Annotated in this window: 20 protein-coding genes; 16 read left to right on the top strand and 4 right to left on the bottom strand. The window is 31.5% G+C overall.

Annotated elements, in window-relative coordinates; genetic code table 11:
- From C683_RS04375 to C683_RS04295, 16 genes are all read left to right on the top strand, one after another.
- Entirely contained in the window at positions 1 to 627 is a 627-nt protein-coding gene (locus C683_RS04375; protein WP_009490469.1) for a hypothetical protein, read from the top strand.
- Positions 628 to 684: 57 nt separating this feature from the next.
- Positions 685 to 3024 (top strand): pLS20_p028 family conjugation system transmembrane protein, encoded by a 2340-nt coding sequence (locus C683_RS04370; protein ID WP_009490466.1) that lies wholly within the window; start codon positions 685 to 687, stop codon positions 3022 to 3024.
- The gene (locus tag C683_RS04365; protein ID WP_040388696.1) at positions 3017 to 3316 is read left to right on the top strand and encodes a hypothetical protein; all 300 of its coding nucleotides are present in this window, start codon (positions 3017 to 3019) and stop codon (positions 3314 to 3316) included. The genes C683_RS04370 and C683_RS04365 overlap by 8 nt, the downstream gene beginning before the upstream one ends.
- A gap of 57 nt (positions 3317 to 3373) precedes the next feature.
- On the top strand, positions 3374 to 3937 hold the full coding sequence (locus C683_RS04360; protein ID WP_009490464.1) for a hypothetical protein: 564 nt from the start codon (positions 3374 to 3376) through the stop codon (positions 3935 to 3937).
- An 11-nt stretch (positions 3938 to 3948) separates the two neighbouring features.
- Complete coding sequence (locus C683_RS04355; protein WP_009490462.1) at positions 3949 to 5871, top strand: VirB4 family type IV secretion/conjugal transfer ATPase; 1923 nt, start codon at positions 3949 to 3951, stop codon at positions 5869 to 5871.
- Entirely contained in the window at positions 5871 to 7550 is a 1680-nt protein-coding gene (locus tag C683_RS06560; RefSeq protein ID WP_009490460.1) for a phage tail tip lysozyme, read from the top strand. The genes C683_RS04355 and C683_RS06560 overlap by 1 nt, the downstream gene beginning before the upstream one ends.
- Position 7551: 1 nt before the next feature.
- Positions 7552 to 8187, top strand: coding sequence for a hypothetical protein (locus tag C683_RS04340; RefSeq protein ID WP_009490458.1), 636 nt, complete (start codon positions 7552 to 7554; stop codon positions 8185 to 8187).
- 9 nt (positions 8188 to 8196) lie between these two features.
- A complete protein-coding gene (locus C683_RS04335) occupies positions 8197 to 9084 on the top strand; it encodes a hypothetical protein (RefSeq protein WP_009490456.1) in 888 nt (295 codons plus the stop codon).
- A 404-nt stretch (positions 9085 to 9488) separates the two neighbouring features.
- Positions 9489 to 9785, top strand: coding sequence for a hypothetical protein (locus C683_RS04330; RefSeq protein ID WP_009490454.1), 297 nt, complete (start codon positions 9489 to 9491; stop codon positions 9783 to 9785).
- A gap of 10 nt (positions 9786 to 9795) precedes the next feature.
- A complete protein-coding gene (locus tag C683_RS04325) occupies positions 9796 to 10086 on the top strand; it encodes a helix-turn-helix domain-containing protein (protein WP_009490452.1) in 291 nt (96 codons plus the stop codon).
- A 2-nt stretch (positions 10087 to 10088) separates the two neighbouring features.
- Positions 10089 to 10604: a hypothetical protein gene (locus tag C683_RS04320; RefSeq protein ID WP_009490451.1), complete on the top strand. Its 516-nt coding sequence runs from the start codon at positions 10089 to 10091 to the stop codon at positions 10602 to 10604.
- 15 nt (positions 10605 to 10619) lie between these two features.
- Entirely contained in the window at positions 10620 to 11996 is a 1377-nt protein-coding gene (mobP2, locus tag C683_RS04315) for a MobP2 family relaxase (protein WP_009490450.1), read from the top strand.
- A gap of 13 nt (positions 11997 to 12009) precedes the next feature.
- On the top strand, positions 12010 to 12570 hold the full coding sequence (locus tag C683_RS04310) for a hypothetical protein (protein WP_009490449.1): 561 nt from the start codon (positions 12010 to 12012) through the stop codon (positions 12568 to 12570).
- A 63-nt stretch (positions 12571 to 12633) separates the two neighbouring features.
- Positions 12634 to 16701, top strand: a complete 4068-nt coding sequence (locus C683_RS06380) for a DUF3991 domain-containing protein (protein ID WP_009490448.1) — start codon at positions 12634 to 12636, stop codon at positions 16699 to 16701.
- A 68-nt stretch (positions 16702 to 16769) separates the two neighbouring features.
- On the top strand, positions 16770 to 17207 hold the full coding sequence (locus C683_RS04300) for a CPBP family intramembrane glutamic endopeptidase (protein WP_009490446.1): 438 nt from the start codon (positions 16770 to 16772) through the stop codon (positions 17205 to 17207).
- Between the two features lie 88 nt (positions 17208 to 17295).
- Positions 17296 to 19458, top strand: coding sequence for a type IA DNA topoisomerase (locus C683_RS04295; protein ID WP_009490444.1), 2163 nt, complete (start codon positions 17296 to 17298; stop codon positions 19456 to 19458).
- Positions 19459 to 19507: 49 nt separating this feature from the next.
- Here C683_RS04295 and C683_RS04290 read toward each other — a convergent pair whose 3' ends face one another.
- The 4 genes from C683_RS04290 to C683_RS04270 all read right to left on the bottom strand — a co-directional run bounded on the left by C683_RS04290 (position 19508) and on the right by C683_RS04270 (position 23154).
- Entirely contained in the window at positions 19508 to 21133 is a 1626-nt protein-coding gene (locus C683_RS04290; protein ID WP_009490442.1) for an exonuclease domain-containing protein, read from the bottom strand.
- Between the two features lie 322 nt (positions 21134 to 21455).
- Positions 21456 to 22106, bottom strand: a complete 651-nt coding sequence (locus tag C683_RS04285; RefSeq protein ID WP_009490440.1) for a hypothetical protein — start codon at positions 22104 to 22106, stop codon at positions 21456 to 21458.
- 455 nt (positions 22107 to 22561) lie between these two features.
- On the bottom strand, positions 22562 to 22966 hold the full coding sequence (locus C683_RS04275; protein WP_009490438.1) for a hypothetical protein: 405 nt from the start codon (positions 22964 to 22966) through the stop codon (positions 22562 to 22564).
- On the bottom strand, positions 22957 to 23154 hold the full coding sequence (locus C683_RS04270; protein ID WP_009490436.1) for an SH3 domain-containing protein: 198 nt from the start codon (positions 23152 to 23154) through the stop codon (positions 22957 to 22959). The genes C683_RS04275 and C683_RS04270 overlap by 10 nt, the downstream gene beginning before the upstream one ends.
- Between the last annotated feature and the right edge of the window lie 94 nt (positions 23155 to 23248).

Genomic DNA, 23248 nt, shown 5'->3' with positions numbered 1-23248 from the left:
ATGAAAGTAAATAAATGGTTAGTAGTAGGGATTTTAGGATTGACAGGATTAGGATTATTGACAGGTTGCGGAGATAAAAAAGAAACAGCTTCAACACCTTCTTCTAGTGAAGTTCAACAAAAGACTCCTACTGCAGAAGAACCATTTATTGAAGGTGTTCCTATGGATTATTATGTTGATGAAGAAGTGAAGAAACCTCGTATTTATTTTGTACCAACTAAAGATCACAAAGTAGAAATTTATGATGTTAGTTATGAAGATGAAGAAACAGGAAAAGAAGATTACAAAAAGAATGAACCTAAATTCATCTATGCAACAACTTTACCTTATAAAGTAGAAAAAACAGATCGCAAGGGTGTTTATCAAATTATTATGCAGGCAAATGAAGAAGAATTAGAAAAATTACCTGAGATGATGGATAGTAATTGTAATTCAAAAGATCAAATTATTTATGATGTAACAGAAAAAGATGGACAATTATATGTTGGAGATGAATGGACAGCTAGTTACAATGTAGATAAAGATAAGCCAGAATATAAAAAAGAGAATCTGACTAAAGATGATTTATTAGGGAAAAATGAACGAGGAGCAGTTTATTTATCGCCATCAAGTTATACAGATAAATAGTCATCAAGAAGAGGAAGTTTTAAACTTCCTCTTTTTTATTTGAAAGGAGGAAATCCATTGGCAAGTGCAGAATGGTTAATGAATCATAGCGATTGGGTACAATTCGCTAGTATTATGAGCTGGATCTGGAGGACAATTGAATGGGCAATTGTGAAAGGTCTATATTTTTTATGTCAAGGGGCAGAGAATGTCATTGATAGTATTTTTAAAGTTACTGAATTACTTAATGATGGAGTCGTTGGAAAATATTATCATGCAGCTCAAATGGCCGCATGGGGTGTTCTTGCGGTTATGTTGGTGTGGATAGGAATTCGATATGTGATTGGTAAAGAAATTAGTCTAAAGAATAATCTTATTCAATTAGTATTAGGAGCTTGTATTGTAGTTGGTGGAGCTGGTGTTATTGACTGGGGACTCCAAGTAGCTACAGGAACTTTCCAAGACACAAAAGCAGTTGTTTCTAGTGATGATTCTACATTAAAGTCGAGTCTATCCTTTAACATTATTAAAGATAATACCGCAGACTTAATGTATATTGGAGATCATAATCAATGGAATACTCTTTTAAATAATGCCAATAAGAAAGAAAAAGAGACAACAAAAAATAAATTATCTAGTGATGTCTTTATGAATATGGATTTAACAGAAGTATTAAATAAAGAACAATTAGAAGAAATTAAAAGTAAAAATAAAGAAGCTAGCAAAGCCTTAGGATTAGAGATTATAGGAACTAATGATAATGGAAAATATGAAACAAAAGAAATCAAAAATGGTTGGTTTTCTTTATTTGATGACGGATACTTCCGTTATGGAGCAAGATTTATGCCAATGATCATTGGTTTAGTGGTCATGCTTTGTGCGTTCCTTTTAACAGCGTTTATTATTGTTACAAATATTTTAGATTTAGTATTTGTTAAAATCTTATCTCCAATCATGGCAGTATCTGATATTGATACAGGACAACGATTGAAGAATATGGCAATGGAAGCCTTCAAGTCTTTAATTGTGATTGCTTGTAGTGGAATTAGCTTAGGTATTTTCTCAAGATACTTCACGTGGGTTGGACAACAAGATTTTGGAGTTGTTCCATACACAGTCTTATTACTTGCAGGATTGAAAGTCTGCATTGATGGATCTCATGTATTTGGAAAATTATTAGGTGTAGACGTTGGTTTACATGATGGTTGGAAATCAGCAATGGGAGCTTACGCTGGTATGAAAGGTGTTGCGTCTGCTGGAAAAGGAGCTGTTTCTGCAGGGAAAGCTGTTGCTTCTGGTGTAGGAAATGTGGCTCATGGAGCTGGAGATGTTATTCGTGGTATCAATCAAAAAATTGAAAATCATACAATGGACAGTATTCATGATGAATTAAGTCATGAACATAACAGCCCGCAAGGTAGTACAGTTAGTCAATTAAATCATACGCTAGATAGTATTCATGATAATCAAACCAATATGAATCAAGATGGTAACAAGCAAGATACTTCTATCGAACAACAAGAAGGAAATAAAGTTTCCAATGCAGAAGGAACAAATGCTTATAGTAAATCGGGTAATATCGCAACGGGCGATCAAAATATTCAACAAGAAGAAGCAAACGTTGCTACTCACGGAGGAGATGTTTCTACAAATACGTTAGATAATGAAGAACAAACGTCTCATAATGAAGAGGCAATGGTAGCCGAAAATGCTAACCTTGAAAATCAAGAATCTATCAATGAAGATATGAATAATGCTATTCAAGAAACTAATAATCCAACAATAAATGAACAAGAAAATTCATCTATTGAAGAAAACCCTGCAAATGAAGCAGTAGAAAATCAAACGATTGAAAGTATTCATGGGGAAGATGGACAAGCAGATGGAGTGGTAGATAATGGTACGATGAATAGTATTCATGATGATACGTTATCAAGTGCTGATGAAGAATTAAAAGCACCTGATATGGATTCTATAAGTCCTACAAATAATACTGATATTCCATCGATAGAAGAAAATGATTCTTCTATTAAACCACTAGAAACAAATAATCAAAATGGAGAAAGTGCAATTTCAGATGTAGAAGTACCTAATAATCCTGCTAATTCATCATTGAAGGAAGAAAAAGCCGATACAAATGTAGAAGTGCCTACTATGAATGATTCAAAACCTTCTACTGAGGGAACTTCTGAAGTTAAGTCAAAATCAAAAGATAATATCTTATCTGAAGTTGACTCCTACGCAGACTTAGATTTAACAAGACCTGTTTATCGTACAAGAGAAGAATTTGAACGAGCAAATGTAGATTTAACAAAACCAGATCCAGAGTATATGAAACAAAGAGAATTAAAACAATATGAAGATCAAATTGATGAAATGATGGGAATAAATAGAAAGGTAGAGGCACCTCATGAGTAAATACACAAATATGAGTATTTTGAAGCAATCAAAAAAGAGTGTTAAAATCTACTTCTTTTACTTAATGGATATTTTCATTGTGCTAGGAGCTTTATTGATTGTCTACTTAATCAATGAATATATTTTGAAATTACCAGCCTTTTACTTAATTTTATGGGAAATTGGAACCTTTATTTTTGGAGTGTTCTTATGTTACAAACCCTTTAAGTATGGAGGAGTTAATAATTTAACGATTTTAAAACGATTGCTTTCTATGGATCATGAAATCTATAAAGTACAGTCTTATAAGTGATGAAACCGCACGCTGTGAACTTTCATAGCGTGCTTTTTTATTGGAAAAGGAGAAATTATGAAAGTTAGAAATGTCAAAGTAAAGAAGAAAAGAATTAAAAGAGGAGAACATAGTATTTATGAAATTGTTCCTTTCAAATGTAGAAATGAAAACGGCAATGTCATGATGAAAGATGGTTCTTACTTAGGATTTTTAAAAGTAATTCCACAAAGTTTAAACAGTATGAATATGTTTGAACGTGAGCGAGCAATGGAAACTTTTAATCGTTTAGAAAGAATTTATGATGAAGACCACAGTATTCTTTCTTTACGCTTTCCTCCTAACATTGAGGAACCTTTATCTTATTGGAATCGTATGCTAAATGAAGCAAGAAATCATCATGATTTACCACGTATTCAATCTTGTCAAAGACAAATTAAACGTATGTATGACGTAAGTAAGAAACTACCAAACCAAGAGTTTTTCTTTATGGTTTATGCAGAGTCAGAAAATGAATTGCAGGAACGAAAAGTGCAATTACAAGCCTTAGGGGGAAAAGTTCTATCGTTGCAACCCGTAAGTAAAGAAGAAGTAGATAAATTATTATTCCAATTAATGAATATGAATACAGTGATCAACTAGGAGGTTAAAGTATGTTATCAAAGAGAGAAGTTATTGCATTAGAAAATCAAGGTGTAGATTTTGATTGGATTCAAAATATCCAACCGCAAGGAGGACTTTCTTTTAAAGAACAATATACGCAAGCAGGAGATGGGGTAGTTACTTGTTTGTATTCTACATTATTTCCTACTCGTCCAGATTGCTTTTGGATCTATAGATTGATGAATAATTTAAACACGATTACAAAAATTGATATTTCTTCTGTAGAAAAAGATGAAGTGCTAAAAGATTTCAATTCTATGCTTTCAGAAGCACGTTATCAAGCGTCCAATGAACGAACAAAAATTGATCGAGACGCAGCAGCTGATGAATACCGAGTGATTGAAAATTACGCTCGACAAATTAAAAGTGGGAATGAAGTGCCTAAACTTATGCAAGCACGTATTTATACGACTGGAGCAACCGAAGAAGAAGTATTAAAGAATAAAGATGACTTAGCAAAAACATTAATGGGTGCAGATTTTAGAGCAGTAACTCAATTAGGGTATCAAAAACAAGAATGGGAAGCCTTATTAAAACCTTATTCTAAACAATCCGTAACTAAACCTATTCAAGTAAACGCTACAGAAATTGGAGGAGGGTATCCATTCAACCACCAAAGTTTAATCGATCCAAATGGAAGTTATATGGGATTCACAGATACCAATGGAGCGTTTGTATTTGATCCGTTCCGTATTACTGATGAACGTACTTCTTTTTCAGGATTAGTATTAGGGAAAAGTGGTGCTGGTAAATCTACATTACTAAAAATGCTAGCTGATGGATTACTTGGACGAAACTGTTATATTCGAGGTTTTGAAATTAATAAAGACTGGTCAAGATGGATTAAAACCAATAACGGTAAACTTTTAGACTTGAGTGGTAAAGATGGAATGTTAAATCCAATGCAACCATTAGCTACAACTACTGATGATGATGGAGAAACCCTTTTACAATTAGAAAGTTACTATCAACACAGAGCGAATTTCTTTACGTTGGTACAGTTTTTAAATCCAAATATGCGTAAAGTAGATATGCTAGAGTTTAATAAACTTTTTGATGAGTTCTATATTTCTAAAGGATTATTACCACGAAACTATCAAGATCCATCAATTAAACAATCTATTCATATTATTGGATTACCAGCAAAAGATTATCCAACGGTTCGAGAATTTCATAGCTTTGTTAAGAACTACGTCAATGATCCTATTTATAAAAATAATCAATCTTCGGCCGATAAAATGGCAATGAATGATTTTCTAAAAGTATTAGAAAATATGGCGTATGCAAATGCTTCTATTTTCAATGGACATACAACGTTAGAAGGATTAGATACCGAGAAAATTCTATTTATCGACTTACAAACAATTACCAACTTTAGTGAAGATATTCGATTATGTTTGATGTTCCAAGCAATTTCAATTATCTGGCAACAAGCAATGAAGAATGGATTAAAAATGAAACGATTATTACGAGAAGGAAAGATTCGATCAGATGAAGTTACTTACTTCTTATTCTTTATGGACGAGTGCCAAAATATTTTAAATCCAAATTATGGATTCGCTTTAGATTTTATCGGTAAGTTCGTAAAAGAAATGCGTAAGTTTAGTGCTGGTGTTTACTTTGCGACTCAATCGCCAAAAGAATTGTTACCTGATCACGTAGATTCTCACTTTGCAGATTCAGTGAAAAAGATTTTTGAGTTATGTCATTATCATATTTTCTTACGATTAGACAACTCAGTACGAGGCACAATTGAAAAAGCAATGGGAACTAGCTTTACGGATTCAGAATATGAGTCATTGATGAATTTAAAACGTGGAGAGAGCGTATGGAACTTAGGAGGAGGAACAAACTATCAAGTAAAAATTGATCCAGATATGGAACAACTAGAAATCTTTGATGGAGGACATTAATGATTAAAGAGATTAAAAAAATATGGAACAAGGAAGCCACTGCAAAAGACAAGTGGCTTCTTTTTTTAAAGACTATCGGAACGATTTTTTGTGCTGGTTTCGTTGGTCTTTTTATTTTTATCTCCATCTTTTTAATTTTTGTTGGTGCGGAAAAGAAACATAGAGATGACTTAGCACAACAGAATGCGGAGATGTGTCAGACTGCAAGTGATTTAGTTGTAGATACTAACATTACAAGTTCAAAAAGCATGGAGAAAAATGCAAAGAGTATTTTCAATTTTCTAGTGGGAACAGCAAAAGCAACTCCAGAAGCAGCGTGTGGCATTTTAGGTGTATGGCAATTTGAATCGCAATTAAATCCTAGTGCAATCAATGCAAGTTCAGGAGCAACAGGAGTCGCTCAATGGTTAGGAGCTAGGTTGGTAACTCTTCGTGCAATGGCTGAAAAAGAAGGTAAAGCTGTAAATGACTTAGGTGTACAAATGAAACTTTTTTGGAAAGAAATGAATGATCCTTATTACAAAAATCAAGGCTCATTAAAAATTCTAAAAGAGAAAGATGTACATAAAGCTACAAAAGATTTTTTGATTATCTTTGAAGGTATGAGTCAAAATCCAGAGCAATGGTTTTTAGAAAGTAATGGACAAGGTGGAGCAGGACGTTATGCAATGGCAGACCGTTGGTACACAAAATTCAAAGGAAATAAAATCGAGCAATCGATTATGGATTCTGCAACTAATGCAGGAAACGAACAAGCAGATATTGTCTGTGCTGGGTTAAATGATTCATGGCGAGAAGAAGTGATTCGAGTAGCAAAAACTCAATCAAAAACAAAATACTTTATGGGTAATCCTCAAGTGTGGGGAGAACGATTGGACTGTTCAGGATTTGTTCAAGGAGTTTATAAGCGAGCAACGAACATTTCTTTAGGACGAACCACAGTGCAACAAGAAAAAGACTTTAAAATCATCGACAAAGAACAAGCGAAAGCAGGAGATGTATGTTTCTGGGGAGATAAAGGGAACACACACCACGTGGCAATCTATGATGGAAAAGATGGAGTGTATGAGATGAAAGATGAAAAATATAATTGGCAACATACTCCATTAAAAGATTATTACGGTGGTCAACCAGATTTCTTTGGAACGATTGAAGGAACAAAATTAGGAGAGCATTTAGTAAGTAATGCTCCAGCAATGGGAGGTAAATGGAGATGGCCAAGTCCATCAAATGGAACCTTCGCAGAGTATCAAGACTTCGGGCCTCGAAACTACGCACCAGCCCCATGGCATGATGGATTAGATTTTGGTTCAGCAAACTGGCAAAGTCCTAAAATTTTAGCGTGTCATGCAGGAACAGTAGTATTCGCAGGAGATCCAGCTTCAAGAGGATTAGATAATTCATATCCTAACGGATTAGGTCGTGCAGTGATTGTAATTAAAGATGGAGATTTAAACATGGTCTATCAAGAATTTAGTACGACTACAAGTTCAATTCGTGTAAAAGTTGGAGATAAAGTTCAAGCAGGTCAGTGGATTGCGACACGTAACACGCAACATATGCACTTGGGTATGACAAAACACGATTGGGTATCTGCTCAAGCGAAATACTTAACTGATGACGGAACATGGTTAGATCCAGAGAAGATTATCAGAGATGGAATGAGAGGTAAAAAGTAAAATGAATAATCGAGTAAGTAACAGTAAAAGCGAACAAGAAGTAAATAAAAAGTTGATGATTATTTCTATTGTTATTGTCCTTTTATGTGGAGGATTAGGATTTGGTTGGTATCAAAGTCATAAAAAAGTAGAGCAATTAGAACACGAGCAAGTAACAATGAAAGATACAAACAAAGAAGAAAAAACGCAGTTAGAAAATAAAATCAAAGACGCAGAAAAAGAAAAACAATTAGCAATTGAAAACAATACAAGCCCAGCAACGAAAGAAAATAAAGAGATGTATGATTGTATCAATAGAGTTATGAGTTGCTTCTTTAATTATGATAAAGAGAATTATACGACACGAGCAGAAGACATTAAAGGAGATCTATCAACAAAAATGATTGAACAATTATTCCCTCAAAATGTTAAAAATTACATGGGAGAAATTGAAAGTAAGATGGACAAATGTACGATTTATTCTTCTGTTTATTATCAAGAAGTTGGCAATCGTGAAGCATTAGTTGAAGTAAATTACACGACAAAATTAAATGCAAAAGCAAAACCAATGAAACAACAATCCATCTGGAAAGTATCTTATGATACACACAAAAAACAAATTACAAACTTAGAACAAGTAGGACTAGTAGAACATTAGGAGGACGTTATGGGAAAGAAGAAAAGTGCTGGACGTGTTTATCTTTTAGCTTTAGGAATTTATCTTTTGTTCTCTGCTGGAGTCATTGGACTTGGTATTTGTAATAAGGATCCATACGACTACAAGATGATTCCAAATCATACTTCTATGAATTATGGTGGGCGAGGATTAGAAGTTGTAAGTCGAGAGTATAATCCAAAAAATAAAACTTTTGAAATGGATTTATATGTATCGGAATACCATGATAAGAAAGAATTATACAATCCATTAGAAACTTCTTCTGCAAAATATATTACAGATAATGTAAAAGTTACCGCAGAAATTCCAAAAGGAAATGGACTTGAGCAGGAAGAAGATAAGAAAGAATTTAAGACAAAAGTTCGTAAAGTATCGCCAAATTATTACGCTGTATACGTCCTTGATGTTCCAAATAACTATGGAGCATTGAAGACAGATGTAACTGTAGAAAACGAAAATATGGGAAGCATGGACGAAACCACAGATACAATTTATTCATTGCAGGACAAGGTAAAAGAAAATAATTCTATCTCAAAAAATGAAAATATTGATGAGTTAGAAGTAAAAGCATTAGATGAAAATATTCGTCAATGTAACCAAGCAATCAAAAAATACGAAAATAAAGTGAAAGATAATGAATCATCAATCCGAAACAAAAAAGATGAGATTACAGCCCTTGAAAATGAACTTGATGGACAAACAGAGAGCGAGAAAAAATCAACTCATGAGTCTATTTCTGATGTTCGAGGAGAGATTTCTTCTATTGAATCGGACAATAAAGACTTAACAAAAGTCATTGATGAGTTAAAAAATAAAATTTCATTGTTAGAAGGACAAAAACAAAACGTAGATCAGGAAGAACTTCTAAAAATGAAATAAGCTAAAATAAGTCAACGTAAAAATCGCATAACTTAAATTAAGTCAATGCACTTAAGCTATTTTAAGTCAACGAAAATCTTAACTTATTTTGAGTTAAGCTAAAATAAGTCAGTTAAGCTATTTTAAGCTAAGCACTTTGAAACCCTTTTGGCTCTAAGTGTTCAGAGTTTTAACTCAAAATAAGTCAAAAAAATATTTAAGCTAAAATAAGTCAAAAAAATAAAAATCTATATAGAAAATATTTTTCACAAAGTGAGCGAGAAACCCCAAAGGCACAGCCTTTGTATAACTTTCAGCGAGTGGAAATGAGCGAAAGTTATATAGGGTTCTCCTTATGCTCTTTCCCCAATCTCTCTAAAGTTTTTCACAAACTAAAAAAGAAAAGAAATCGAGGTCGATTAATTATGAGTAAAGATATTTTATTAAACATTAAAAATGAAGCGGTACTAGCATATATTGATTCAAAAGTTGAAGAATTTAACCAAAAAAATGAAGAAGGAAATCAAAAAATGTCTCGGACAAAGTATATTAATTACATTTTAGAAAAAGTAATGATTCAAGACTTAGAAATGTATGACGATTCTGTACAAAATATTGAAACAAAGGTAACTCAAACGAAAATTATGGTACAAGAAATACAAAAAATTATGCAAGAACAGAATAAATCGATTAGAAATTTGATTGAAGAAATTGAATTATAAGGAGAAGAAAATGACTACTAAAAATATTGAAGTAAAGGATACAAAGTATTTACGATATGGAATTTATCCACGATTTATTTATGACGATGAAAAAAGAGAATTGATTAGTCAGCGACTAAAAGAAATACGTTTATCGTTTCAATGTACACAATTACAGTGGAGTGAAAAATTGAATGTTAGCAAAAGAACGATTAAATACTGGGAGCAAGGAAAGAAAGGTGCAATCCCATCAACAGAACATTTAGAAAAGTTATCAAACTTATCAGGAAAATCAATTGATTGGTTACTAGGAGGAGAATAAGAATGGAAAAATATAGAATGCAAACTTATTTAACAGATGTAGAAATGGAAGCTATTAAAAAGATAAAAGAGTTAAATCCATGTACTGAAGTAATGAAAGATACAGAATTATTACGTTACATTATTTTAGATTATTGTAAATTATTGGAACTTAGAGGACAAACAGAACAAGGGAAAGAAATCTCAATGATTTTAAATATTGTTTCTAGAATTGGAGATCATTGGCAAGTACAAATGGGCGATAGTGAAGATTCTATGACGTTCCGATATGCACAAGATTATGTCCAAAGAAAATTAGATCAGCGAGGTAAAGTTCGTTATGAGTCTTCAACAAAAGAACAAAAAGAAGAAATCTTAGAAACAAATTCTGAAAAGAAAATTGAGAAGATTGATCCAACAACAGAAGAAGGATATAGACAATGGAAAGCTCTTCAACAAGCAAAAGAAGAAGCTAAACGAAAGGAAGAAGAAAAGAAATCAACATTTGTTGATGATGATGATTGGTTAAAAGATTTTTAGGAGCGATGAAGAAAAATGAAATTAGAAAGTCCCTACATGGTACTGATGACAGAATTTGTTAGTGGTAAAAATGGTAGTAAAAGTTTTTCAGGATTTTTAAAATATATGAACCGTAAAGATTCAAAAGAAGAGAAACTAAAAAAAGAAAAAGAAGAAAAGTTTAGAAATGAAGGTTTCAAAACCTATGTTAATTACATGGATCGAGAACAAGCATTATTGAAAAAAGATAAATTAAGTCCATTAGAATTAAAAGAGTTAGAGTTTATTGCAGAAGAAAAACCAAAGCTCAAAGAAAAGTTAGATTCAATGAGAAGAGAGGAACCTAGACGAACTAAAATCAAAAATACAGGACTCTTTGATTTTACCAGCGATGACTTAACGCAAGAAGAAGTAGCTAAGTTAAGAAATGATTTTAACAAAGCTCAAGAGAATGGAAATGTAATGTTTACAGATGTAGTTTCCTTTGATACTAAAGGATTAATTGAAGCAGGAGTTTACAATCCTTACACTAAAGAATTAAATCGTGAACCATTAATTGAAGCGAGTCGTGTAATGATTCGTGAAATGATTCAAGATGAAAAATTAAATCCAGAAACTATTTTTACAGGAGCAATTCATTACAATACTGACCATTTTCATATTCATTTAGCAACGATTGAACCTAAACTTTCATCAAGAAAAATCATGAATGATGGTAAACAAAGAGGAAAAAGGAAGCCTAAAACTATCGAACGTATGAAGAGAAATTTTTCCAATGCTTTATATGATCGTACCAGCGTATACAAAGAAATGAGTCAACTACGTGATTCATTACGAATAGATGTAAAGCAAGATTTTCATAAAAAGATAAAACGTAATCGAGAAATTAAGCACCAATTTTTGCGAGTAAAAGCAACTTTACCAGAAGAAAAAAAGAATTGGAACACTCATCATTTATCTGATTCAGCAAAAAAAGAGATGTATCAATTTATTGATTTGTTGATGGAAAAGAATGAAGACTTTCCTTTATACAAGTCTATCGCAAAAGAAGAAAATGATTTTAAAGCACAAGTTTATGGTAAGTTGAATGAGAATAAAAATTCTTATTATGAAAATAAATTATATGGAAAAGATGGAATTTATTATCGATTATCTAACAGTATTTTAGAAGAAATGAAGAAAGAAAAACCTTCTAATGCTAAAATAAAAACGAAAGATTATCACTATCAACCACGAGATCAAACGAAAAATGAAATTCAATATCATACCAATTCTATGTTTTTGCAATTCAAAAAAATGCAGCGATTGATGAGTAATGAAGTGAAACAATGGAAAGCAGAACAAGAATTTGAACAAACCAACCAAGAAATTCAACGCATTCAAAAAGCGAGAGAATATGGTTTAGATTTATAGGAGGAGTTAGAAGATGAGTACAATGTATTGGCAAATTGTTGCTGTTGATATGGATAAAAAGCAAGTTACATTAAAAGAAGTTTATGATGATCGTGAGCGAGTAAAAGCTCCTAAAATTTTACAGATTAGTGATCAACCTTACTTCTATCAATATGCAATTAAAGCTATTGATTATCGAGAGTTAACAGAAAATGATTATGTCCTTCCAGAATATCAAAAAGAAATTCCTGAATATTATCGTGGTAGTATTATGGAACTTGTATGGACAGAATTAGATTCTTTTGGTCGTATTCAAGATTTTTATTTTTTCAGTGAGGGATTATTAAAAACCTATGCTAACCATGAGGCGACCTATGAATTAGATGAAGAAAGAGAAATATTTGAAGAGTTATTTGAAGAACGATACAATGAGTCTTTCTTTTCTTATTTGGATACTAAAGGCTGGCCGGGGCAAGAGGTTGTGAATGAGTTAGAAGTCAAAGCCCACTGGATTCGAGTTCGTAAAGAAGAGGAAGAAGAAAGAAAAGAAAAAATCAGAACGTATAAAAAAGAAGATGAAGATTTACCATTTTAAATAAAATAAATGAGAAAAGAAGAAAGCACACGCTTTCTTCTTTTTTGTTAGGAGGAATTATTTATGGCTATAACTCAAAAGAAAAAAGAAGAGATTAAACAAAGAATTGATGAACTTTCCCAAGTAGCACTGAACAAAATCAAGTCTTATAAAAAAGATTCCAATGAATTATTAAAGGCATTGAATTTTATGTCTGACTTTACCATCAACCGATATACGAGTCGAAATCAAGATTTGATTCAAAGTCAGTTTTCAGGGTCAATGGTTGTCGCAAGTGCGAGTGATTGGAAAAGTAAAGGGTACTTAATTAAAAAAGGGGAAACTTCGATTCGTATTCTCACGCCTAAAAAAGCAAGTGCATTAAAAGATCCAGAAACTAATGAGCTACGCTTCTACAAAGATTGGACAAAAGAAGAGCGAAAGGCAGTTAGAAACAAAGAACTTAAACCAATGGAAGTGGTAGTAGGATTCTATCCAGCACCCGTCTTTGATATTGCTCAAACTACGGTTCCGCCAGAAGATTATCCAAAATTATTCCCTAACGCTCCTCAGCTTTATCATTTTAAAGATACTGAAACCGTAAAAGCATTAGGGAATACAATGGTATCTATTGCGAACGAACGTAATATTCCTATATCTATAGAAAAAGTAAGAAAAGTAGCAAAAGGATACTATGCAGAAGGACACGCTGGAGATCAAGTCATTAAACGTATCGTATTAAATAGTCGATATGATGAGTCTGAACAGCTTACGGTATTAATTCATGAAGTCGCACATAGTTTATTACATTCATCTAAAGATTCCATTCAAGAAGCAGAACAATTAACTACTCCAGAAAAAGAATTACAGGCAGAAATGACTGCATATGTCGTAATGAATGCTTTCCATTTAGGATATGAAGAAAATTCTATTGCTTATATGAGTAACTGGACAAAAAATTTAGAACGAATTGATGATAAAAAGTTAAGAGAACTGATGAATGGTGTCGCAAGTGCTTCTCAAATGATGATTGAAAGAACAATGCAATACATGAATGATGAAGATTTATTAATTGATAAAACGCCAGAAGAAATCCAAGAACTGATTCAAGATAGTCATTTATATAAAGGAGAAGAGCTAGAAAAACATTATGTCTCTACTCCACTAGAAGAATGGGAAGAACCAAAAGAAGATAAATATATTAGCTTATATCATTACGATATGATTTTAAAAAATTATGTCTATGATCGTGCAAAAGATGGTCAAGGATATTCTATTGAAATCATCAATCAAGCAGGAGATTCTAAAGATGTTAGTGTTAGCTATGATTTGAAAAAAGGAATTTGCGACATTAACTATTATGATCCAGAAAAATATGAACTTGTACCTCTTCGCTATCAAAAAGAAGTCATTGAATACCTTATTCAAGAAAAATTATTACCATTTGAAACCTATGATGACTACTTAAGAATGAAAGATGAAGTGAGTCGAGGAATTTACAAATATGATTTAGACTATTCTTTCTTAGAAGATTTTTCTGATGAAGAAAAAGTTAAATTTATGAATTTGAGTTCTAAAACTCAGATTGACGGACAATTAGAAACACCATATTTAACGATTGAATTTTCAGAAGATCCTAGAATTGATAAACATATTTATACATTAGATGAGTTCGATGAATTGTTAGGAAACCTTTATGAAGATGAAGAAGATAGTATCGATAAGGCTTATGTACGATTGCATACAACTCCTAACTATTATGAAGAATTACGATTTGATTTAGGACAATTCCCTTCTATTGATTCTTACTTGCCAGAAAAATTTGTAGAATATAGAGAAACATTGGAAGACTTACAGGAAGAAGTAAAGAAAAATCCTTATTCTGTAGAAGTATATGATCACTACAATGTTAAAACTCAATTTAAAAATCGTTCTTTTGATTACCATATTTACTTTGACGAAGTTACACAAGATTTAAAAGGATACTTTATCCGTGATTTTGATAAACCACGCCCAGCAAAAATTGAAGCGTGTCAAGCAGCGTTAGAATATTTACAAAAGAGCTTACCTTCTTCTTCTCAAGAAGAAAAAGAAAAACTAGATATGATTCTACAAAAGACCTATGATAATCAAACAAAACAAGAAATCTATAAAGAAAAACTAGATGAATTAAATTTAAAATATCATCTAACAAGAAAAACTCAGTATCCAAACCAAAAATTCATGCAGAAGGTTGAATATGCTAAAAGTGTAAACATTCTAGAAGTAGCACAACGAGCAGGAATTACATTACATAGAGATTCAGCCAATCAATATCGAGACGCCAATAATCGATCTATGGTGTTTACGGTAAACAAAAATAACTTCTATGAAAATAATGGACAATTCGGTGGAGATCCTATTGAATTTGCTAGAAAAGTCGTTGGTATTGATGATTTTAAACAAGCAGTAGATTGGATTAATGAAGGAGATTATTCAACGATTGACTTATCAAAGGTAGAACAACAAAGTCATCAACCTTATGAATACGATTCTTCTAAAGAAAGTGCTTCCTTCCAACAAGCGAAAAACTACTTAGTAAATGAACGAAAAATTGATCCAAACCTTGTAGATTGGTTACATGAACAAGGAAATATCGTGCAAGATCAACGTAATAATGTTGTATTTTTATGGAAAGATGAAAATAACCATATTGTTGGAGCGAGCGAGCAGGGAACAGTTAAAATGAAAAAATCATTTAACGGTCGAACTCATTGGAAATCGATTCAACGTAATTCTACAAGTGGATATGGATTTAACTTCACGAATGGGCAACCTAAACATTTAAAAGTATTTGAGTCTTCTATTGACGCTATGAGTTATGCGACTTTACATGGTTTAGAAAAAGATACGATGTACTTGTCTATGGACGGATTAAAAGAAAATGTTATGATGGAAACTTACAAGCATTTGATTGAAGATAAAAATATCTCTGTAGAAAGTATTGTGATTTGTACAGATAATGACGAAGCAGGGCAAGAATTTGCGAGCTTTGCGGAACGCATTCCAGCATTTAATTTTGTTAATAAAGAAACCAATGAACCTTTTAAAACTGTAGTATCTACAGATCTACCAACCACTCAAAAAGATTGGAACGAAGTTTTACAAAAAGATCAGCTTCCTCTTCCAGTAATTGAAATCCAAAAAGAAGAACCCGTAGAAGAGGTTAAAAAAGAAGTGAACGAACCAACACAGATTCCACCTAAAGAACAAAACTACAAACAATATGAAGTAAATTCATATTCTGTAGAGCAACAAGGGAAAATGTATATTCGTCATTATGAAGAAAATATAGGCGTTTATGATACTTATGAAGAAGCAACAACTGCCTTCTATCAAGAAAAACAAAAGATTCCTAACAATCATTCTTTAGCAGTAGAAACAGTAACTTTTGATAACCTACAAGATTATCAACGTCAAATGAATGGAGAGTCTAAAATCTATGGGGAAGTCGTAGCTCATAATGGAAATTTAGTTGGGTTATTAAACCCACCAGCAAACTTAACCGAAGAAATGATTCATGAATTAGATCCAGATATTTTAGAAGCAGTGCTTCCAAGTTATTCTAACGATGAAGTGATTGAAAATGCTTTTGAATTGAGAAATGAAGTGATTCAAGAAGTCCCTATTCCACTAGAACTAGCCACACAATTAGAAGAACGTAAATTGATGAAAGTATGTCCATCTTATCTATTGCTAGAATGGGAAAAAGATGGAAACCGTGTTGGCTATAGTCAATATGATAAACAAACAAAAGAGTGGGTTCATCATGGAAAAGAGCCAAACACTTTACAACTTTCATTCGGAGAACCTAAACATTTACGAGGATTTAAAGATCCAAATGAATTATTCTGTTATTTAGAAGTGAATGGTTGGGAACAAGACACTCAATATATCGTTACAAATGACAACGAGAGTGTAATCACTCATTACCAACAACAAAAAGGAATAGAAGATACGATTATTTATTCAGATAGAGCAGATTTAAAGACAGATAATGAGTTAGAGCTTGAGGTTTATCCAAATTCATTCAAAGAACAAGCGAAAAAGAAACGAAAACAAGAACAAAATCAACAAATGTATCGTCAAAATAACGAAAACTTAGAAAGATAATATGTTAAAATAATAATATATTTATCAACTAAAATAAAAGGGGAGAGGGGAAGAAATTCCCCTCATTTATGAGTATGAAAAAAGTTAAAAACATTCTATTTTCTTTTATTGGATTATGGCTTTCTTCTTTTATTTGTACATCTATACAATTAGTTTTTCAAAAACAAAGTATTATTCCAAAAGAAGCTATTTTTCCAAATACAGGAGCTATTCTTTATGCAATAATCCTTGCTCCTATTCTAGAAGAATTAATTTTTAGGGACGGATTGATTCCAGCATTAGATAAAGTAGCAAGAAAATTCCATTGGAAATATCATCAAGCAATTGCTATTGTGATCAGTGCAGGTCTATTTGCGTGTTATCACTTACCACAAACATTCTTACTTCCATTTTTTATTAATGGATTGATTTATGGAGTATTGAGATGGAAAAATCAAGATAATTATTCTTCGATTATCGCTCATATTTTATATAATTTAAGTGTTAGTCTTCCCTTATTTATCTAAATAATGGTTAAAAGATACTAGATTTAATAATTGATGAAGAGAAGATAGTTTATATCTTCTCTTTTTATTTATAGAAGGAGATAAAATTATGAAAACTGTCATTTTAGCAGAAAAACCAAATCAAGCTCGTGCATATGCAGGAGCTATGCAACAAAGCAAAGAATACAAAGGATATATTGAAGTACAAGATTCTTTATTTAATGGTCAATGTGTAATTACTTATGGGTTCGGACACTTAGTAGGATTAAAACAACCTAGTGAATATAAAGAAGAATGGGGAAAATGGGATCTATCTCAATTACCAATGATTCCAGAAACTTTCCAATATGGAGTATCTAAAGACAAACAAGCTCAATTTTCTATCGTGAAAAAACACCTACAAGAAGCAGATGAAATTATTATTGCGACAGATATTGATCGTGAAGGAGAGGCAATTGCTCGCTTAATTATTATGCTTGCTGGTTGTTCCAACAAAATGATTAAACGTCTATGGATTAATTCTTTAGAAAAAGACGTGATTCGTAAGGGGTTTACTACATTAAAATCTAACGAAGAAACCTACAATTACTTTATTGAAGCTCAAACACGTTCTCAAGCAGATTGGCTTGTGGGTATGAATTTATCTCGATTAGTAAGCATTCTGACACATGATCAAATTCCTAACTTTAGAACTGTCCTTTCGATTGGTCGAGTACAGACACCAACACTTTATATGATTTATGATCGTAATAGAGAAATTGAAACTTTTAAACCTCAGCCTTATAAAGAGGTTCAAGCAAACATCAACCACCAAAATGGTCAATTTACAGGAAAACTTGTTCCAGAGAAAAAATTCTTTACTGATGAAGAATATCAATCTTTCTTCTCTCAAATCAATCCTTATCAACATACAGGATTGATTCAAAATGTAGAAGTCAAAGAAAAATCAACTCATAGTCCTAAACTATTTAGCCTAAGTCAATTACAAAGTAAGGCAAATTCTTTATACAAAGCAAGTGCAAGTCAAACCTTACAAGCTGTTCAAAATCTATATGAAGCAAAATTACTTACATATCCTAGAACGGATTGTAACTACATTACGGATCAAGAATTTATTTATCTAGCGGAACATATTGATGATTACTTTACTTATTTATCGATTGAAAAGCCAAATAACTTAAATATGTCTATCAATTCTCGATATGTAAATAATAAAAAAGTACAAGAACACCATGCAATTATTCCAACAAAAAATGTGCCTAACCCACAACAATGGAATAAATTAGGAGATCTAGAACAAAAAATCTATCAATTGGTATTAAAACAAACTCTAGCAATGTTCTACCCACCTTACCGCTATTCAGAAACGAAGATTACAACTCAATATCAATCATTAACTTTTGAAACTAAAGGAAATACCCCGTTAGAACAAGGGTGGAAAGCCTTATTATCTACTCCAGCAAAAGAAGATTCAGAAAATCAAACACTTCCAAAGGTAAGTGTAGGGGATCCATGTGAGGTCAAATTAGAAACATTAAATAAAGAAACTAAGTCTCCAAAATACTTTACAGAAGGAACGTTGATTACAGCAATGAAGAATGTTGGAAAAACCGTTGAAGATGATGATGAAAAAGCGATTCTTTCAGAAGTGGAAGGGATTGGGACAGAAGCTACACGAGCAGGGATTATTGAAACTTTGAAGAAGCGTGAATATATTACCATTCAGAAAAATCAAATTATGGTTACTGAAAACGGAAATCTTCTTTGTCAATTAATTGAAGAAATTCCTCTAATGAAGAGTGCAGAAATGACTGCCAAATGGGAAAAATCATTGTCCAATATTGGTAAAGCTCAAAACGCCCAGCAAGCAAAGACTTTACAAGCTCATTTTTTACAAAACATTCAAAAATTTATTAATCACGAAGTATCCAATTTACCAACTGCAATGAAGGATAATCAATATATTCAACAATCGTTAAGTGATAGAAAAGCGTCTATTGAGAAGGATTCTGTATTATGTAAATGTCCTGTTTGTCAGGGAAATATTTTAGATAAAGGTAAATTCTATTCTTGTGAAAACTATAAAGAATGTCATTCTCCTGCAATTCCTAAAACATGGGGAGGAAAGAAGATTCCTAAACAACAATTAATGAAGTTAGTGAATGGACAAAAAACGGATCCTATGACTTTTAAATCAAAGAATAAAAAGAATTATACTGCTTCTTTAATCATTAAAGATGGTAAAGTACAAATGGAATTTGAAAATAAATAATATAAAAGAAGAGAGCAAGTCTTATATGACCTGCTCTCCTTTTGATTATCTATGTATTTTTATTTCTCTGTTTTAATAATAATTGAATTGCTCTTTGTCTTCTAGTTATTAAAGTATTATGATTTTTATATTGTGCAATTCCTTCATCGAGAATAGCTATTTCATTATCATAATCTTTTAATTTTCTATACGCCATTGCATATGATTTATATAAAGCGGGTGCATCATATCCATTATATCTAGCTTTATCATATAATCTAATAGCTTCTTTTATATTTCCTTCCTTTCTAAGAATTTCTCCTTTTTCAAACAATACAAATCGTTGTTTGATAGCCTTAGGAGAATGTTCTAATGTTTTAATCTGATCTATAGGAATTCTATTATGTATAGGATGAATTTCTATATCTTCCCTATTAACAGATATTTCTGGAATAACTTTGCATATTGGATTGCATATTGGATATTGTTTATTCCTAACTATATTCAGTAATTCTTTAATATCTTTTTCTAATAAATAATTATTGAATATATTACGATACCCATCACTTAATTTACTATCAGATCTATATCTATTCATAATTTCTTGATTCTTGATAGCAGTATTTTTAGTTTTCTTATATACATCAAAAAGATACTGATCTATTTTCTCCAATTCAAGTGGCGAATTGAAAAATAGGCGTATAAAATCTTTTCCACCTTCACTTTCTACACAAAATTCTGTAGCAAAATTTTCGATATTTTGTATGTTTTTCGAAACAATAATATACTTACCCTTTTTAGCAAATTTAAATTTAAACATACCATATCGTAAATTATTTCTTAAAAAAGATACTTCCACATAATTACCACTCAATTTATAAAATGCCAATGATTCTTCTGCATTATTTTTTTTTGATATAATATTTTGAATTACGGCACAAACTTCTAATTCATCAGACGTAGGTCTTCTTTTTTCATATTCTATATTAATAATATCTAATAGATTCCAAAGAATATTTCCGCAAATTTCTGCATCACTTCCTGCTCTATGTAAATTTTTATTACATAAATTAAAATGTTCTGCCACTGTATTTTGCTTATAATTAATTAATCCCTTTACATATATTCTAGATAAAGCAAGTGTATCAATATAGGATATATTGGCATCATAACCTAATCTTTTTAAAGTTGCAGATAAAAATTTCATATCAAATTTAGCATTATGAGCACATATTATAGTTTCTCCGTTCAATGCATCACCTAAAAACTCTACTAAATTTTCGTAACATTCTTTTTCTTGAGGTGCATTTTGTAACATTTCATTAGTTATATGATTAATGTTAGTTGCAGATTGTGGAACCTCTACTTTTGCATTTACAAGTGTTTCATATCTTTTTGTAGGGATACCATTTTCATAAATAATCGCTCCTATTTCGATAATTCTATCAACAGATTCATTTAAACCAGTAGTTTCTACATCAAATGCGATATATTTTTTGCGTAACAGATCATAAACATCTTTATCTAAAGAAACACCGTATATATTAACTTCATTATTTTTCTTTTTGCAAATAAAATTGGTATCATCATTTTCTTCATTTTCTTTTCTTATATCAAATTCATTTATACATGTACTCTCTTTTTCAGTTAAATCATCTTTATAAAATATTTTTCGTAATAAATTAATTAATTTCATAAATCCTCTCACCATCTTTTATTTTTAATTAGATAACTATATACTCACTTTTATCATATTTGAAATTATTATGTAAATCCATATTTATTTTTTGGAAAATAAATTACATTATTGAAATAAATATAAAAATAAAAGAGCAAGCCTTATATGACCTGCTCTCCTTTTGATTGTTTACACACTACGTATTCATTTTAACATAAAAAAGTGGTAGACCTATACAGATCTACCATGTGGTTTCATATAATAAAAAATAAAGGTATACAAATAAATATTATCATATATTGAAATAAAAAAGAAGACTAGAAATTCTAGCCTTTTTCTTTTATTTTAAACGTTTTACACATTGATTAATTTGACGTTTCATCGCTTTAAATTCTGGAAAACGTTTGATTAATTTAGAATAATATTCGTCCATTTTGAAATAACTAATATTTTCTACTTTATTTGCATAAATCTTATATTTAGACTGTTCTGATTCACTAACTGCATATAGCCAATCCCCTTTGACTACACCCATTACAGTTTCTATTTTTAATAATCTTGGGTGTCTTCTACTACCACCCCACACTTGAATTTGAGCAACTGCTAATTCCATATTTTCTAATTCCTTAGCTTTCTCTTTTCGCTCTTCTTCTTTATCTTCTTTGTAATCTTCTTTCAAACGATCTACCCCATAATCTAACAACCATTCTGCTGTATATGGTAATGAATAATGGTTTGTTCTATTAAAGTATTTTCCTGTGTGGTGCCAACTTGTATTTCCTGCTCGTTTACAAGCATATTTCCAAAGAGTTACAGATAAATCTCTTAATTGATCTAATCCTTTATAATCTTCATCTTCTTCAAATTCATCAATAAAATCATGAATAGTAGCTTTATCAATCATTGATAAAGGCATTTCAAACTCTTCAATTGCTTCTGCACTTCTTACACTACGACTTGATCCTACGTATCCACTATTTTCATTAAACATAATTTTTCTCCTTATTGATTAAAAATTCTTTGTGTTGCTTACGTGCCTCACATTTTCTTGAGAACATGAGAGAAAAAGAGGATTGACAAGGGCGAAGAGTGAAACGTCCCTTGCAAGACTCTGAACTCATGTTAAAAGAATCAAAATAAGGAATCATTGTCCTGCAATGATTTCTTTCATGCGACTGCAAGGAGCTTCTTTTAATCAAAAAGTGGCTTTAGCCATCTTTTTTCCTGTTATTATTTTTTATTTATTATACCTTATAATTCTTTATCTCACTTTAGAAAATGGTGGAGAAAATGCGACTAAAGGGAGTATTTTCCCATTTTTCCTTATCGGAATTAAAACGTACAATGTACGTTTTGCGAGGGGGCGGGTCGCTCGCTCCGATAAGAGAAAGAAAAATGTCCCCCAAAAGAAAAAGAGGTACTAAATAGCACCTCTATATATTGTTTTTACCACCAAGCTACATAAGATAGCTCTATATCATCAGACTCTGTTAAAGATAGAACTTTTAAAATGGTATCTAAATAGCTAGCAGTATATCTTATATCTTCAAAATAATATTCATCATATTCCGTTGTTCCAAAGAAAAAGCCATCTTGAGTAGGTAAAATAGTTTCTGCTAAGTTATGGTCATCTAACACTAACTTACAATTAGCCAATAGAATAGTTAGTGCTTCTTTATCAATCGGATATTCTTTACAGTTTTCTATTTCATCAGTTTCTAAGTTATATTTATCAATAATATATTCAGAAAACCAACGATGAATAGCATTTGATTTTCGCCAATAAATCAATGTTTCTTCTTTTTTAATGTCTTTTTTTGATGTTCCAATCAAACCCATATCTAATCCCATGATGATACCTCCTCACAAGCAATTTCTAAAAACATACCATAAGTAAATTTCTTTTCCTTTGTCTCCATATTTTCGACTTCTATTTTCATATTATTTTTAGATATTACTTTTAAAATATCTCCTTCATTGAAGTTAATTCCATCAATCTGACAAGGGTTAATAACCTTATAAGTTTTTCCAACTTCCATATAAATTCTCCTTAGAAATCTATTTATGAGTTCCTGTAACCCACACTTTCTTGAGAACATGAGGGAAAAGGAGAGATGACAAGGGCAAAGAGCA

This window comes from Catellicoccus marimammalium M35/04/3, assembly GCF_000313915.1.
Classification (GTDB): domain Bacteria; phylum Bacillota; class Bacilli; order Lactobacillales; family Catellicoccaceae; genus Catellicoccus; species Catellicoccus marimammalium.
The sequence above is the reverse complement of the archived record's forward strand: the minus strand, read 5'-3'. Positions and strand labels throughout refer to the sequence as shown.

What these genes read in the sequence shown, in the direction of transcription:
- C683_RS04340 (WP_009490458.1), top strand. Translation starts at nt 7,552, where the DNA reads ATGAATAATCGAGTAAGTAACAGTAAAAGCGAACAAGAAGTAAATAAA.
- C683_RS04375 (WP_009490469.1), top strand. Translation starts at nt 1, where the DNA reads ATGAAAGTAAATAAATGGTTAGTAGTAGGGATTTTAGGATTGACAGGA.
- C683_RS06560 (WP_009490460.1), top strand. Translation starts at nt 5,871, where the DNA reads ATGATTAAAGAGATTAAAAAAATATGGAACAAGGAAGCCACTGCAAAA.
- C683_RS06380 (WP_009490448.1), top strand. Translation starts at nt 12,634, where the DNA reads ATGGCTATAACTCAAAAGAAAAAAGAAGAGATTAAACAAAGAATTGAT.
- C683_RS04285 (WP_009490440.1), bottom strand. Translation starts at nt 22,106, where the DNA reads ATGTTTAATGAAAATAGTGGATACGTAGGATCAAGTCGTAGTGTAAGA.
- C683_RS04325 (WP_009490452.1), top strand. Translation starts at nt 9,796, where the DNA reads ATGACTACTAAAAATATTGAAGTAAAGGATACAAAGTATTTACGATAT.
- C683_RS04335 (WP_009490456.1), top strand. Translation starts at nt 8,197, where the DNA reads ATGGGAAAGAAGAAAAGTGCTGGACGTGTTTATCTTTTAGCTTTAGGA.
- C683_RS04310 (WP_009490449.1), top strand. Translation starts at nt 12,010, where the DNA reads ATGAGTACAATGTATTGGCAAATTGTTGCTGTTGATATGGATAAAAAG.
- C683_RS04365 (WP_040388696.1), top strand. Translation starts at nt 3,017, where the DNA reads ATGAGTAAATACACAAATATGAGTATTTTGAAGCAATCAAAAAAGAGT.
- C683_RS04330 (WP_009490454.1), top strand. Translation starts at nt 9,489, where the DNA reads ATGAGTAAAGATATTTTATTAAACATTAAAAATGAAGCGGTACTAGCA.
- C683_RS04300 (WP_009490446.1), top strand. Translation starts at nt 16,770, where the DNA reads ATGAGTATGAAAAAAGTTAAAAACATTCTATTTTCTTTTATTGGATTA.
- C683_RS04290 (WP_009490442.1), bottom strand. Translation starts at nt 21,133, where the DNA reads ATGAAATTAATTAATTTATTACGAAAAATATTTTATAAAGATGATTTA.
- C683_RS04295 (WP_009490444.1), top strand. Translation starts at nt 17,296, where the DNA reads ATGAAAACTGTCATTTTAGCAGAAAAACCAAATCAAGCTCGTGCATAT.
- C683_RS04355 (WP_009490462.1), top strand. Translation starts at nt 3,949, where the DNA reads ATGTTATCAAAGAGAGAAGTTATTGCATTAGAAAATCAAGGTGTAGAT.
- mobP2 (WP_009490450.1), top strand. Translation starts at nt 10,620, where the DNA reads ATGAAATTAGAAAGTCCCTACATGGTACTGATGACAGAATTTGTTAGT.
- C683_RS04275 (WP_009490438.1), bottom strand. Translation starts at nt 22,966, where the DNA reads ATGGGATTAGATATGGGTTTGATTGGAACATCAAAAAAAGACATTAAA.
- C683_RS04320 (WP_009490451.1), top strand. Translation starts at nt 10,089, where the DNA reads ATGGAAAAATATAGAATGCAAACTTATTTAACAGATGTAGAAATGGAA.
- C683_RS04360 (WP_009490464.1), top strand. Translation starts at nt 3,374, where the DNA reads ATGAAAGTTAGAAATGTCAAAGTAAAGAAGAAAAGAATTAAAAGAGGA.
- C683_RS04270 (WP_009490436.1), bottom strand. Translation starts at nt 23,154, where the DNA reads ATGGAAGTTGGAAAAACTTATAAGGTTATTAACCCTTGTCAGATTGAT.